Source organism: Exiguobacterium sp. s128 (assembly GCF_018618815.1).
GTDB lineage: Bacteria > Bacillota > Bacilli > Exiguobacteriales > Exiguobacteriaceae > Exiguobacterium_A > Exiguobacterium_A antarcticum.
Map to the genome: position 1 here is coordinate 1 of NZ_JACSMT010000110.1, position 405 is coordinate 405.

General features: G+C 53.6%; 1 protein-coding gene. It reads right to left on the minus strand.

The genetic code is table 11. From position 1 onward, the window contains the following. On the minus strand, positions 1-405 hold a 405-nt coding region (locus tag KNQ13_RS15845; RefSeq protein ID WP_214773293.1), incomplete at both ends, for an RNA-guided endonuclease TnpB family protein.

A 405-nucleotide genomic window follows, 5' to 3' on the forward strand; every position in this document is an offset into this window, starting at 1 on the left:
TGGCTGGAAGCAAAGGTCTTGCCGACTTTCACGACGGTCTTCCCGTACCAGTCTGCCTTGTACTCCAGCATGCGGAAGAACTCCGACCAGCTGACGTCCGAGATGGCCTTGCTCAACTTGCGATTCTTCTGCATGTACTTCACCTGCAAGGTCTCGATGCCGATGACGTCGTGGTTTTTGACGATCTCGGTCGACACCTTGTGCAGGAAGTCAGTGCGCTTGTTGGCGATCTTCTCGTGGATGCGGGCGACCTTCCGCTTCTGCTTCTGATAGTTCTTTGCCTCGGAAAGTTTTACTTTCTTGTTCAGGGCGATGAGTTGACGACGGGACAACGTTCGTTGTTCACGTGCGAGCTTCTTCTCAAGCGTTCGGAAGTAACGGTCATTCTTGTACACCGTGCCGTCC